Source organism: Pseudomonas sp. KUIN-1 (assembly GCF_009176725.1).
In the GTDB taxonomy this organism is placed as follows: domain Bacteria; phylum Pseudomonadota; class Gammaproteobacteria; order Pseudomonadales; family Pseudomonadaceae; genus Aquipseudomonas; species Aquipseudomonas fragariae.
This window is the reverse complement of the sequence record NZ_AP020337.1, coordinates 4,377,404-4,390,456: the sequence shown is the minus strand read 5'-3', so window position 1 is coordinate 4,390,456 and position 13,053 is coordinate 4,377,404. Positions and strand designations below refer to the sequence as shown.

At 59.1% G+C, this 13,053-nt stretch carries 11 protein-coding genes and 1 pseudogene; 6 read left to right on the top strand and 6 right to left on the bottom strand.

Annotation, left to right across the window (positions count from 1 at the left end; genetic code table 11):
• Window positions 1-198 precede the first annotated feature (198 nt).
• A pseudogene (locus KUIN1_RS19700) lies at window positions 199-768 on the bottom strand (mechanosensitive ion channel family protein); the annotation flags it as partial.
• A gap of 341 nt (window positions 769-1,109) precedes the next feature.
• Here KUIN1_RS19700 and KUIN1_RS19695 point away from each other — a divergent pair.
• Complete coding sequence (locus tag KUIN1_RS19695) at window positions 1,110-2,024, top strand: hypothetical protein (protein ID WP_141250142.1); 915 nt, start codon at window positions 1,110-1,112, stop codon at window positions 2,022-2,024.
• Window positions 2,025-2,098: 74 nt separating this feature from the next.
• Here the strand turns inward: KUIN1_RS19695 and KUIN1_RS19690 are convergent, their stop codons facing one another.
• On the bottom strand, window positions 2,099-2,992 hold the full coding sequence (locus tag KUIN1_RS19690; protein WP_003425485.1) for a LysR family transcriptional regulator: 894 nt from the start codon (window positions 2,990-2,992) through the stop codon (window positions 2,099-2,101).
• Between the two features lie 106 nt (window positions 2,993-3,098).
• Between KUIN1_RS19690 and KUIN1_RS19685 the strand changes: the two genes are divergently transcribed.
• Together KUIN1_RS19685 and KUIN1_RS19680 are read left to right on the top strand one after the other, a co-directional pair.
• The gene (locus tag KUIN1_RS19685) at window positions 3,099-4,361 is read left to right on the top strand and encodes an MFS transporter (RefSeq protein ID WP_152092201.1); all 1,263 of its coding nucleotides are present in this window, start codon (window positions 3,099-3,101) and stop codon (window positions 4,359-4,361) included.
• Window positions 4,358-5,386 carry an alpha/beta hydrolase gene (locus KUIN1_RS19680; RefSeq protein ID WP_152092200.1) on the top strand — a complete coding sequence of 343 codons (1,029 nt, stop codon included), beginning with the start codon at window positions 4,358-4,360 and terminating at the stop codon, window positions 5,384-5,386. Before KUIN1_RS19685 ends, KUIN1_RS19680 begins: the two co-directional genes overlap by 4 nt.
• Before the next feature lie 57 nt (window positions 5,387-5,443).
• On the opposite strand, the gene KUIN1_RS28390 is transcribed toward KUIN1_RS19680, so the two are convergent.
• Both KUIN1_RS28390 and KUIN1_RS19670 read right to left on the bottom strand, forming a co-directional pair.
• Entirely contained in the window at window positions 5,444-5,797 is a 354-nt protein-coding gene (locus tag KUIN1_RS28390; protein ID WP_032619965.1) for a cyclophilin-like fold protein, read from the bottom strand.
• Window positions 5,798-6,076: 279 nt separating this feature from the next.
• Window positions 6,077-6,877 (bottom strand): NAD(P)H-dependent oxidoreductase, encoded by an 801-nt coding sequence (locus KUIN1_RS19670; protein WP_011268654.1) that lies wholly within the window; start codon window positions 6,875-6,877, stop codon window positions 6,077-6,079.
• An 88-nt stretch (window positions 6,878-6,965) separates the two neighbouring features.
• Here KUIN1_RS19670 and KUIN1_RS19665 point away from each other — a divergent pair, with 88 nt between their 5' ends.
• Window positions 6,966-7,865, top strand: coding sequence for a LysR family transcriptional regulator (locus KUIN1_RS19665; protein WP_011268653.1), 900 nt, complete (start codon window positions 6,966-6,968; stop codon window positions 7,863-7,865).
• Between the two features lie 19 nt (window positions 7,866-7,884).
• Here KUIN1_RS19665 and KUIN1_RS19660 read toward each other — a convergent pair whose 3' ends face one another.
• The gene (locus tag KUIN1_RS19660) at window positions 7,885-8,298 is read right to left on the bottom strand and encodes a hypothetical protein (protein WP_003402465.1); all 414 of its coding nucleotides are present in this window, start codon (window positions 8,296-8,298) and stop codon (window positions 7,885-7,887) included.
• A 113-nt stretch (window positions 8,299-8,411) separates the two neighbouring features.
• Window positions 8,412-10,784: an outer membrane protein assembly factor BamA gene (bamA, locus tag KUIN1_RS19655; protein WP_152092199.1), complete on the bottom strand. Its 2,373-nt coding sequence runs from the start codon at window positions 10,782-10,784 to the stop codon at window positions 8,412-8,414.
• A gap of 216 nt (window positions 10,785-11,000) precedes the next feature.
• Between bamA and KUIN1_RS19650 the strand changes: the two genes are divergently transcribed.
• Both KUIN1_RS19650 and KUIN1_RS19645 read left to right on the top strand, forming a co-directional pair.
• A complete protein-coding gene (locus KUIN1_RS19650) occupies window positions 11,001-11,690 on the top strand; it encodes a response regulator transcription factor (protein ID WP_011268650.1) in 690 nt (229 codons plus the stop codon).
• Between the two features lie 11 nt (window positions 11,691-11,701).
• The gene (locus KUIN1_RS19645) at window positions 11,702-12,937 is read left to right on the top strand and encodes a HAMP domain-containing sensor histidine kinase (RefSeq protein ID WP_164920569.1); all 1,236 of its coding nucleotides are present in this window, start codon (window positions 11,702-11,704) and stop codon (window positions 12,935-12,937) included.
• Window positions 12,938-13,053 lie beyond the last annotated feature (116 nt).

The following is a 13,053-nucleotide window of genomic DNA, read 5'->3' as shown; positions in this document are numbered from 1 at the left end:
ACTGCTCAATGTCGAGCGGGCGGCACACGTTTGAATGGTATGTGCTGAACAGTTGGATACGTGCATGCGTGTAGCTCAAAAAAGAAAGCTACTGAGTGGCTAAAACTCTTCAGCGGTTCCATATCCCCAAATCACGATAGCTGGGAGCGGGGAGCGATGGAATCACTACCCCATTCCAAAAACCTTCAAATCCCAACCTCAACGCTCTCTCGTCCAGTCAGCTTTGGCTTGATTCACAGTCTCCCCCCTCAACCCCACCCGCATATCCGCCCCACTAGGCTGCTGATACAAATTCAACCCAAATTCCGGCATCACCGTAATCAGATAATCGAAAATATCCCCCTGTATCCGCTCGTAATCCACCCACGCCGTGGTGCGGGTGAAGCAGTAGATTTCCAGCGGGATGCCCTGCGAGGTGGGTTCCAGCTGGCGAACCATGCAGGTCATGTTCGGGTTGATGTCGACGTGGCTTTTCAGGTACACCAGGGCGTAGGCGCGGAAGGTGCCAATGTTGGTCATGCGGCGGCGGTTGGCGGACATTTGTGCGACGTTGCCTTGTGCCTGGTTCCAGGCGAGCAATTCGGCCTGTTTGCGGCCGATGTAGTCGGTGAGCAGGTGGATTTGCATGAGCTGCTGTTCTTCATCGTCACGGACGAAGCGCACGCCGCTGGCGTCGATGAACAGGCTGCGCTTGATGCGCCGTCCGCCTGATTGCTGCATGCCGCGCCAGTTGCGGAACGACTCTGACATCAGGCGCCAGCCCGGTACGTACCCACGGGTGCTGATCGAGCATGTCCCAGATTTCCTGGGTCTTGAGCCAAAGCGAGTGAATATCCATAAAAGCATCGGGCCCGTTGAGCGAAGAGGGGGGGCGTGATTAAAGTATTTACGGCTCAGAAGGAGCGACCCCCTCATGACAGAACACACAATAATCGCTGTAATGATGGCCGGTCAGAACTCTCTGATCTCGCCAGCCTGTTTCGTGCTCCGCCAATACGTTAGAATTCAAAAAAAGAACAGGCATAGAGGCCTGTTCCAATATCGCTAAGGGTTGAATTCCATGCTGATTGTCATGGAGGATAGAATAAATTTATATAGGGGTTTCACATATGCATGAACAAGCGTTATTGACAGAAAATCATCCAGGTCTTGGAAGTGTCGGTGCTTTGGTCGGAATAAACCAGATAGAAGAGTTATACAAGACATCTGCATCAGCCAATAACGCTGTTAAAGTGAAATGTGCTAACCCTTCATGTGGCGTCAAGGTAAGCATCGTTATACCAGACAAGGAAAAAGCAGGTAGAAAAATTTCACCCTCTGCTCACTTCAGGGGGCATCATCCTGAGGGGTGCGACAGACAGCCCCAACCCTCATCTACAACACCTACCAGCGCATCCTCGCAGCTCAACGCAAATCCAGTGAAAAAAGATTTTCCGCAGGTTTGGATAGATCCATCAAGTACAGCGGCGAACCCGTCTGGAAGCTCGCTTGCTTCTGCGAACCAGGATCAACGGACAGGATCAGGAGTTGGCGGGCGCTCCAAGGCTGGCCTTGGTGCCAGTGAAGGTCGTTCAGAGATGGTAAAGAGGTTTGCCAAGGCGTGGTTGGATATGACTGCTCAATCCAGAAGAATGAGTTCCTTGAGAGCGCCATGGAACCCGGAAGGCACCTACGATTCTGCTTTTTACTCGTTTGAGCTCAATAGCACTAAATTTCTTGGGAAAGTGGGCACCAAAATATTTACTGCTCCCGTCATTTCCGTAGATAAGGTTGGGGGAAATTTTTATTTAGTTCTACAAGAGAAAACCCTTGGGCAAGCTCCGAAGGTTGTCGTGCTAAATTCAGAAGTCTTTGAGGTCGGAGCAGCGGGTCGTGCATTGCTAAATCAGCTGAATACTTTTGATCCTGCCCAAAAAATCTACCTGTTTGTTTATGGTGCTTTTAAATATAACTCTGGTGCCAGTCGGTCGGAATTGGTGGTGAAGCACCCGCATTTTATTTATATTGATTTACCCGCCTTATGAAGCGGCCTCAGCTTCTGATACGCCGCTGGGGTCGGTTGCCGACGAAATTGGTGGATCTAAATGTAGCCCCCTGATTACCCCCGATACCTCACCGCCTCGACAAACGCACTGAACGCCGGCGACGCCTGTCGCCGGTTCGGGTAGTACAAGTGAAAGCCTTCGAAATACGGGCTCCAGTCGACCAGCACTTCTTTCAGGCGGCCGCTGGCGATGTGCGGCTCGGCCATGGAGTCCGGCACGTAGGCCAGGCCTACGCCGTCCAGTGCGGCGTTGAGCACATGAATCATGCTGTTTGACGTGAATTGCCCATTGACCCGTATGTTCAGCTTGCGGCTGCCCTTCTCGAACTCCCAGGCGTAGCAACTGCCGTTCGGCGAGTGGCGGATGTTGATGCAGGTGTGTTGAGTCAGGTCCTGAGGCTGCAGCGGGACGGGATGTCGCTCGAAGTAGGCCGGCGACCCCACCACTGACAAGCGCCAGTCAGGTCCTAGGCGTACGGCAATCATGTCCTTGCTGATGGATTCACCCAGACGGATGCCTGCATCGAAACGTTCGCTGACAATATTGGTGAAGCCGTAGTCGATGCAGATCTCGATCTGGATATCCGGGTACTGCGCCAGAAATCCTGCAAGCATCGGGCGGATGATGCCCTCTGCGGCGTCATCGGAGCAGGTAATGCGAATGGTGCCGGCGGGCTTGTCGCGCAGCTCGCCCAGCACTTCGACTTCTGCGGCAATCTGGTCCAGCAGCGGCCCGATCGAGCGCATCAGCCGTTCGCCTGCCTCGGTCGGGGCCACGTTGCGGGTGGTTCTCGCCAGCAGGCGCAGGCCCATGCGCTCTTCAAGGCCGCGCAGGGTGTGGCTCAGGGCTGAAGGCGTAACGCCCAGCTTGGTGGCCGCCTTGGTAAAGCTCTGATCGCGTGCTACCTGCAGGAAGGCTTGTAGATCATTGAGTTTGGGTGTGCTCATTGCTGAATCCTTCTCACAAGCGCGTTTAAATTGTGGTGTCTAATCATCCTAATACCTTTGCCCTAACCTGTGCCGACTATTTTCAACATCGCCAGGTCAGTGACGCATGCAAGCATTCGATTCAACGCTAAAGGGGGCTGAGGCGACAACACATCCGCCAGCCTGGGGCGCCGTGTTTTCGATGGCGCTGTGTGTGGTGGTGCTGATTGCGTCGGAGTTCATGCCGGTCAGCCTGCTGACACCCATCGCGCAGGACCTCGGCATCAGTCAGGGGCAGGCCGGGCAGGCGATTTCGATCTCCGGCTTTTTTGCCGTGCTGACCAGTCTGCTGAACACGCCGCTGACCGGGCATCTGGATCGCAAGCCTGTCCTGCTGGGCTTCAGCCTGTTGCTGCTGGTGTCTGGCGTGATCGTCACGCTGGCCTCCAACGGCTGGTTGTTCATGACAGGCCGTGCATTGCTCGGTATTGCCATTGGCGGGTTCTGGTCGATGTCGACCGCTACCGTGATGAAGCTGGTGCCCAAGCAATCGGTCGCCAAGGGCCTGGCATTGATCAACGGCGGCAATGCGCTGGCGGCGACGGTCGCCGCGCCATTGGGCAGCTTCATGGGCCAGTACATTGGCTGGCGCGGCGCGTTTTTCCTGGTCATCCCGCTCGCGGCGCTGGCGTTTGCCTGGCAGTGGCTGAGCCTGCCGGCCATGCGCAGTCAGCCGAACAACCGGGCACGCAATCCGTTCCGCCTGCTGCGTAACCCGCAAGTGGCCGTCGGCATGAGCGCGATCCTGTTGCTGTTCATGGGCCAGTTCGCCGTCTTCACCTACCTGCGCCCGTTTCTGGAAGAGATCACCGGCGTCAGCGTCAACACGTTGTCCCTGATGCTTTTGGCGCTGGGGGCCAGCGGGCTGGTCGGCACCTACCTGATCGGCAGGCTGCTGCACAAAGGCCTGTATGCCTGCCTGATTGTCATTCCGCTGCTGATGGCGGTGCTGGCCGTGGCGCTGACCGGTCTGGGCCATTCGCCTCAGGCTGTCGCCATTGTGCTTGCCGTCTGGGGCCTGATTGCCACGCCGGCACCAGTCGCCTGGGGCCTGTGGTTGAGCCGCACGCTGCCCGACGATGCCGAGGCAGGCGGCGGCCTGATGGTGGCGACCATTCAATTGGCGATCACCGCCGGGGCCGGCATCGGCGGCGCGCTGTTCGACAGCCTCGGTTGGTGGAGCCCGTTCGCATTCGGTGGCGTGTTACTGGCGTGTTCGGCCGCGCTGGCCTGGACGGCACGCGACAACGCGTTACTGCAGGAAAAAAACACCGGTCAGGGCCGGGCAGATAAACGCGGGTCAATTTCTCAACGAGGTAACACGCCATGAAAAAGATTCTTTTGATGCTTGGGCTTTTAATAAGCTCATACGCTGCGACAGGAGCAGACATGTCTCACGGTGCCGATAATTTCTACACAAGCGACAAGGTCGTTGCGCAAAAAGTGCTGTTCAACAACCAGTACAAGATGAAAGTCGCGGGCAATCTGTTTATACCCCAAGGCTCGAACCCGAACGTTAAAGCTCCGGCCATCATCGTCGGCCATCCAATGGGGGCGGTAAAGGAGCAAAGCGCCAATCTGTACGCGCAGAAACTGGCCGAACAAGGGTTTGTCACCTTGTCGCTGGACCTGTCGTTCTGGGGCGGCAGTGAAGGCCAGCCGCGTAACGCCGTTTCACCCGATCTCTACGCCGAGGACTTCAGTGCCGCAGTGGACTTCCTGGGCACTCAGACCTTCGTGGACAAAAAACGAATCGGCGTGCTGGGGATCTGCGGCAGTGGCAGCTTTGTCATCAGTGCCGCGAAGATCGACCCGCGCATGAAAGCCATTGCCACGGTGAGCATGTATGACATGGGCGCCGCCAACCGCAACGGCCTGAAACATTCGCAGACGCTGGCGCAGCGCAAGAAGATCATCGAGCAGGCGGCACTGCAGCGCGACGTGGAATACAGCGGCGGTGATACGGCTTATACCAGCGGCACCGTACACAAGCTGACTGACACATCCGGTCCGATCGAACGCGAGTTCTACGATTTCTATCGCACGCCACGCGGCGAGTTCACGCCCGAAGGCCAGTCGCCCGAGTTGACCACTCACCCGACGCTGACCAGCAACATCAAGTTCATGAACTTCTATCCGTTCAACGACATCGCGACCATCTCGCCACGGCCGATGCTGTTCATCGCCGGTTCAGAGGCGCATTCACTGGAGTTCAGCGAAGAGGCTTACAAACTGGCCGGCCAGCCCAAGCAACTGATCATCGTGCCGGAGGCCGGGCATGTGGATCTGTACGATCGGGTCGATCTGATCCCGTTCGACAAGCTGGGCGAGTTCTTCAAGAACAACCTGAAGTAGTCCGCCGGAAAGCGCTACGCATGAGAAGGCCCTGCAACTGCAGGGCCTTCTGTGTGATCAGTCATTGGCAACTTCAAACCGGACGGCTACAGTCCCCGGCTGCCGAATGACTTCGATACCTGATTCAACCCGCCCCAGCCTGATCAGGCCGTGCGAGTACTTGAAGCCTTTATGAAAAATCGCCAGATTGCCCCAAGGCGCGTAATAGGCGATATCCCCCTCGATTGGCGTAACGCCCGCCGGAGCACCGGTCACGTTCAGTTTGCGTGGCAGCATGCTTATTTTTTCGGTGGCGGCGTAGTCCTCCAGTGTCAGTTCAACGGGCAGCAGCGAGACAAAGTCCCTTGCCGTTTCACTGTCGTCCAGATGGAGCATGACGACCTTGTCACCCGCATACATCCTGACGTTCATACCGCGCTCCTGGTCTTTGTCGCTTGAAGATGAAGAGACGGGCTGTTGTGCATAGGCCGTCTCGGCAAGGTCCGGCATCAGAGCGCCAAAGCCCACGCAGGCTGCGAACGTCACGCGTGCGATTAGGGTCGTTTTCGAGTCTCGCAATCGTGCTTTTACCATGGCTGTGTACCCGCTGAAATGCTCCGACAGCAGCATACCGGGTATGCCGCTTTTTTCTGTGTGGTCTGGGGTACATGCGCTGCTGAGCGCTGCTCATCAATCCTCTGACACTCTGTCCTAAAGATCCGCAGGCCCATCCTCATCACGAAGGTGAATGCCCAGTCCCTGCCGACCCGCTGCAAGCTCAGGACGCAAGGTCAGTGCCGGGATCTCGTAGTCACCGTCGTTCTGTCTGCGAAATGGCAAGGGCTCAAGGGTGAACAGGGTATCCAGGCGGTTGCCGTAGTCGGCGCAAATCCGCGCAAAGGTTGCGCTGTCCACCTTGCCTGCCCGGTACACGGGGAAGGGCGCGAGCACATCGAAACCTGGATAGAACAGGATGCCGTGCTGGATAGGAAAAAGCACGTCGTTCAGCGCCCCGTTTACGCCACGCTCGCTGTAATGGGAATCCCAGCCGCCCATGGTCACCGTCAGCATGGCGCGCTTGCCTGCCAGCGTTCCTTCACCGTAGCGATCACCCCAGTGCTGGTCGCTGTGCTCGCCCACGCCGTAGGCGAAACCACAGGCGTACACCCGCTCTATCCAGCCTTTCATGATCGCGGGCATCGAAAACCACCAGAGCGGAAACTGAAATATGACGGCGTCTGCCCAGAGCAATCTGGCCTGTTCGGCCTCGATGTCCGGCGGCTGAATACCGGCGGCAAATACGCGTTGCGACTCAAGGGCAGGGTCAAAGCGGCTGCTGCTCTCGAGACCGGGTGCATCGTTGGCGTCGATGATCGGCTTCCAGCCCATCTGGTAAAGGTCGGACACCTGCACCTGATGGCCGTTGTTCTGCAGATGATCGACGGCGAAGTCTTTCAACGACCCGTTCAGCGAGCGCGGTTCGGGGTGGGCGTAGACAATAAGTACGTTCATGAGAGTCTCCGGTTTGTCGGTAATGAGGCAACGCTACAGACTCGCTCGGGTATGCTGGAAATCAATCTCCCAAACACTGGGTATTTGCATGAACAATACCTTGCGACGTATCGACCTCAATCTGCTGGTCACGCTGGATGCATTGCTCTCGGAGCAGAACGTGACCCGCGCGGCGCATCGGCTGAACCTGACCCAGCCCACGGTCAGCCTGCAATTGGGCAGGCTGAGGCAGGTGCTGGAGGATCCATTGTTGCTGCCGGGACCGCGGGGCATGACCCCGACTGCGCGGGCTGAAGAACTGCGCGAACCACTCAGGCAGGCGCTTGCAGCGCTGGAGTCTGCGTTATTGCCCGGCCGGGATTTTGATCCGGCAACGGCCGATCACACCTGGCGCGTGGCCGCCAGCGATTACGCGACCACCGCTTTGATATGGCCGTCGCTCGGCAGGTTGCGCAACAGTGCTCCGGGCACGCGCCTGGCCATGCTGAACAAGCAGCCGGTCAGCCTGGCCGCGGATCTTGAAAGTGGTCGGCTGGATCTGGCGTTGCACACCCGCGACGAGGCGCCGCCCAAGCTGCGCCAGCGGTCGTTGATCCATGAGCGTTATGTGCTTGCTGCCCGGCATGATCATCCAGACCTTGTGCAACCTGTGTCGCTGACACGTTTCTGTGAGCTGGAGCATGCGGTCATGTCTCCCAACGGCGGCGGCTTCGCCGGAAGCACCGATCAGGCTCTGGCGGCGCTGGGGTTAAGCCGGCGGGTGGTGTTGTCGGCTCCGCATTTCGGCTCGCTGGTGTCTGCACTGACCTGCAGCGACCTGGTTGCGGTAGTGCCTGAACGGCTGGTGCGCAATCAGCCGACGCTCGTGGTTCAGGAACCGCCGCTTTCGATTCCCGGGTTTGAAATGCTCATGCTGTGGCCAGAGCGTTTGCACCGCGATCCGGCTCACAGGTGGCTGCGAGAACTGATGGTCGCGGCCATCGATTAAGCCGTGCGGCGCCCGTGACTCAAGCCCGCAGCCTGCGCTCGCGCAACGCACTCAGACACTCGCGCCCCGCAGCCTCGGCGGTTTGCACGACTGTCTGGCTGTTGTCCTCGGTGATCCAGGTCAGCAGCCGCACCTGACCCGTCGCCTGGCTGCCGCCGTGCATGCGAGACAGGGTTTCGCGTTGCTTGAGCATGGCTTTCATGCGGGTGGCGAGCATGAAGATGTCGTCGATGAAGCCGTCTTCGACGTGGTCGTGATGCTCGATGCCCAGCCCCGTGGCGTCGTGGTCGATGCGCAGGTGGTAGTGCATGGCCCCGGTTGCATCTTCGCTGCCGAACAGCGCGATGACGAAGCCTTTGCCCAGCAGTGAGCGCAAGGCGTGCTGGATGATTTCCTGCACATCGGGGGTGATCTGTCTGACTTCGCGGCTCATGTAACGACTCCTGACCTGATGAGTAGTGCAGGCAGTATTCAACGACGGGATGTAAAGCGCGGTCCGGGCCAGGTAATGCTGGGTAAAGACCGCCTGATTCACGGTTAAAAAGGTCAGAAGGTCTGGCCGAGCGAGAACTGAAACACTTGAGTCTCGGCGTCTTCAGGTTTTTTGATTGGCACGGCAAGGTCGAAGCTCAGGGGGCCGAGCGGCGAGTACCAGGTCACGCCGACGCCGACCGAGCTGGCCATCTGGTCGATATTGATGTTGCCGCAGTTCTGCGTGGTGGTCAGGTAGCACTTGTCGGCGTAAACCGTGCCGAAGTCCCAGAACAGCGAGGTGCGCAGGGATTTCTGGTCTTTGACGAAGGGCATCGGGAACAGGTATTCCATGCCGCCGGTGATCAGGATGTTGCCGCCCAGGGCTTCGGTGTCGCGGTCCGAATAGTAGATCTGCCCCTGACTGGCGTAGGTGCCGGTGGCCGGGGTATTGCGCGGCCCCAGCGTGCCGTCCTTGAAGCCGCGCACCGTGGCCTGGCCGCCCGCCGTATAGTTTTCGTAGAAGGGCAGGCCGTCGGTATCGCCGTAACCGTTGCCGTAGCCGAGTTTGGTATGCAGGCGCAGCGAGGTGGTGTCGCTGAGCGGCAGGAAGGTCTGGCCGTTGTAGTCGAGTTTGTAGAACTGCAGGTCACTGCCCGGCACGGTGCTGGTCAGGGTCAGGCTTTGCGAGTGACCGCGGGTGGCCAGCACGCCCTTGTTGAGGGTCGATTCCGACCAGCCGACGCTGGCCTTGAGGTTGGTGAACGCATCACCCTCGCGCTCGATGAAGTCGTAGATCTCGTCAGCGCTGTAGCTGCCGGGGTCGAGGGTGTCACGCTGGATCGACAGCCCGTAGGTCAGGCGCGATGTTTCGCTGATCGGATAGCCGAGGTTGACCCCGGCGCCCACGCTGTTGAGCGAGTAGTACGAGACCTCGTCGTCGTCATCGTAATACTTGCTGTAGTCAGTTGCGTTGTAGAAAACGTTGTAGCCCAGGCTCACCCCGTCAGGCGTGAAGTACGGGTTGGTGAACGCGAAGTTGTACTTGGTCTGGTACTCGGAGCGGGTCATGCCGAGGCTGGCGAAGTTGCCGGTGCCGAGGATGTTGTTCTGTGAGATGGAGCCGCCGAGTATCAGCCCGGCGCTTTGCGAAAATCCCACGCTGGCGGTGATGTTGCCCGAGGCCTGTTCTTCGACGGCGTAGTTGATGTCGACCTGATCGTCGGTGCCGGGGACCGCTGGCGTTTCGACGTTCACTTCCTTGAAGAAACCGAGACGCTCGAGGCGCACCTTCGACTGGTCGATCAGGTAGGTTGATGCCCAGCCGCCTTCCATCTGGCGCATTTCACGGCGCAGCACCTCATCGGCAGTCTTGGTGTTGCCGCGAAAGTTGATGCGGTTGGCGTAGGCACGCTTGCCGGGGTCGACCACGAAACTGATATCAACGGTGTGATCGGCATCGTTGGCTTTCGGCACGCCGTTGACGTTGGCGAATGTGTAGCCATCGTTGCCCAGACGGCGGGTGATCAGGTTGGTGCTGTCAGTCATGACCTTGCGCGAAAACACCTGACCCGGTTTGACCAGAATCAGTTGTTCGAGCTGGTCCTTCGGCACTTTCAGGTCGCCGCCCAGCTTGACGCTGCCCACCGTATAGCGGTCGCCTTCGGTGATATTGACGGTAATGAACACGCCTTTCTTGTCAGGCGTCAGCGACACCTGCGTCGAATTTATATCCATGTTGATGTAGCCACGGTCCAGGTACCAGGAGCGCAGTCGCTCCAGGTCGCCGGAAAGTTTTTCGCGGGCGTACTTGTCATCGTTCTTGAAAAACGACAGCCAGTTGCTGGTCTTGAGCTGAAACTGATCAGCCAGCTGTTCATCGGAGAACACGGTGTTGCCGACCACGTTGATGTGCTGGATCGACGCCACCGTGCCTTCGTCGATGGTGATTTTCAGGGCGATGCGATTACGTGGTGCAGGCAGCGCCTGGGTATCGACCGAGGCACTGTAGCGGCCCTGGGAGACATATTGGCGTTGCAGTTCATTGCGCACGCCCTCCAGCGTGGCGCGCTGGAATATCTCGCCTTCACTGAGCCCCGACTGCTTGAGCCCCTTCATCAGGTCGTCGGTGCTGATGACCTTGTTGCCGACAATCTCGATACTGGCGATAGAGGGGCGTTCGACTACATTGATCACCAGCACATTGCCATCGCGTGCAACGTTGATGTCCTGAAAGAAACCGGTCTTGAACAGTGAGCGCGACGCGTCGGCCAAGCGCTGCTCATCGGCCTGATCGCCGACATTGAGCGGCAGCGCAGCGAATACGCTGCCGGCTGATACGCGTTGCAGGCCGTTGACGCGGATGTCCGAGATGGAAAACGTGTCGGCGTGTGCCAGCGGGACGCTGAGTAACAGGCAGAACGATAGAAGCAGACGCGAAGAAATCATCAAACCCTTTCCAGAAAGCTGCGACAAAGGCATTTGAGCGCTGCCGATGACACGCCAGAAAGGGCCGGTCCGGCGGGCGCTGTTGGCTGCGCAGCATAGGGCGAGGGCATGTTGGGGACGGTTAACGCCGTGTAAGGTTAGGTAAAGATCATCGAGCCCGGCTGACACGCCGCAGCAGCGTCGGGATAATCGGCAACCACCAATCAAGGGCCTGCCATGACTTCCGTATTGCTTGTCGACGATGACCGGGAACTGACGGAAATGCTCAGCCAGTACCTGACCCGTGAAAGCTTCGACGTGACCTGCACCAACAGCGCTGAAGAGGGCGAGATTGAAGCCTTGTCCGGGCGTCACGACATCGTTGTGCTGGACATCATGATGCCGCGCATCTCCGGGATCGAAGTGCTGCGGCGGATCCGTGCGCAAAGCCAGGTGCCGGTGATTCTGCTGACCGCCCGCGGCGACAATATCGACCGTATTTCCGGGCTGGAACTGGGCGCCGACGATTACGTGCCCAAGCCCAGCTCGCCGGGTGAACTGGTGGCGCGTCTGCGGGCGATCATGCGCCGGGTGCGTGCGGTGTCGGTAGTCGATGCGGTCAGGGATGTGATTCAGGCCGGAGAGCTGATGCTCTGGCCAGGCAAGCGTGAAGCGCGCTGGCAGGGCGTGACGCTTGAACTGACCGGCAACGAGTTCTGCCTGCTCGAAGAGCTGGCGCGGCATGCCGGGCAACTGGTCAGCAAACAGAACCTGTCGATGAACGCGCTGGGACGGCCGCTGGCGCGCTACGATCGCAGTATCGATGTGCACATCAGCAGCATTCGCCACAAACTCGGGCCGCGCAACGATAACCAGAGCTGGATACAGAGCGTGCGCAATCTGGGCTATATGTTGCTCACGCCATGAGGCCGAACCGGCTGTTCTGGAAGCTGTTCCTGGCATTCTGGCTAGCGACCAGCCTGACCTTCATGGTCGGTGCCGGCCTGTTCATGTTCACCCAGTCAGGGCGGGGCGATCCTTCGTTCAGCACGGTGCTCGATAACGAAGTGCGCATTTTGCAGCGCTCGGGCATTGCCGCAGGGCAGGCGTTGCTCGATGCCTGGCAGCCGGAGGGGCAAGGCAGGGTCGGGCTGTACGACAACCAGGGTCTGCTGCTGGCGGGCGAGGCGCTGGAGAATCCTCGCTTCGAACTGGCTGTGCACACACGCGAAGGTGCACTCGTGCACATCCGCTCTACCCAGCGCCCCAACCATGACGATCAACCTTCTCACCTCAATCCGCTGATCACCGGCACGGTCATGAGTGCGCTGTTCAGCTGGTTTCTCAGCAGCTATCTGGTGGCGCCGCTGATGAAATTGCGAGAGGCGATGGGCAAGGTCGCCAGAGGCCGTTTCGACACACGGGTAAAACCCGACATGGGCCGGCGGCGCGATGAAATCGTCGACCTTGCCGAGGATTGCGACCGCATGGCCAATCAGCTCAAGGTCATGGCCGACTCCCAGCAACAACTGCTGCATGATATTTCCCATGAGCTGCGTTCGCCGCTGACGCGCATGAGTGCCGCCATCGGCCTGTTGCGCCAGGAGCCGACCCAACTGGACATGCTCGAACGCATCGAGCGCGAATCGGAGCGCATGGACTCACTGATCGAAGAATTGCTGACCCTGGCGCGCATGCAGAGCGATGTCGAAAGCCTGACGCGGGAAAAGGTCGATGTCATCAGCCTGCTGGCGGCCATCGTCGAGGATGCCGAATTCGAGGCCGGACTGAAGCAGTGTTGGGTCAGGCTGCAGGCTCCCGGGTCTTTCGTCGCGCAGGTCGACAGCGAACTGCTCTACCGGGCCTTCGAAAACGTGATCCGCAATGCCGTTCGCCACACGGCGGTCGGCACGGATGTGGTGGTTGTCGCCAACGTTCAGGCCCAGCCGCTGTGCCTGATGGTCAATGTCATCGATCAGGGGCCAGGTGTGGACGAGGCGTGCCTGCAACGGATTTTCCAGCCCTTCGAGCGCGGCCCGGAGAATGCCGCGCAGGGCTTTGGCCTGGGCCTGGCCATCGCCCTGCGGGCTATCGAAATGCACGGCGGGCAGATCGCCGCGCGCAATAGGCCCGGCGGCGGTCTGGTGGTCGATGTGCTGCTGCCGGTGTCGTGACGGCGCTTGCTGGTTTTGCCGCGTTTCGAATGGCCGTTATCCGCCCGTTGGTAAACAAAATCGGCCTTTGGTGGTAAAGAAACTCGGCCCCGGCGCTCGAAACCGTTACGCTATGC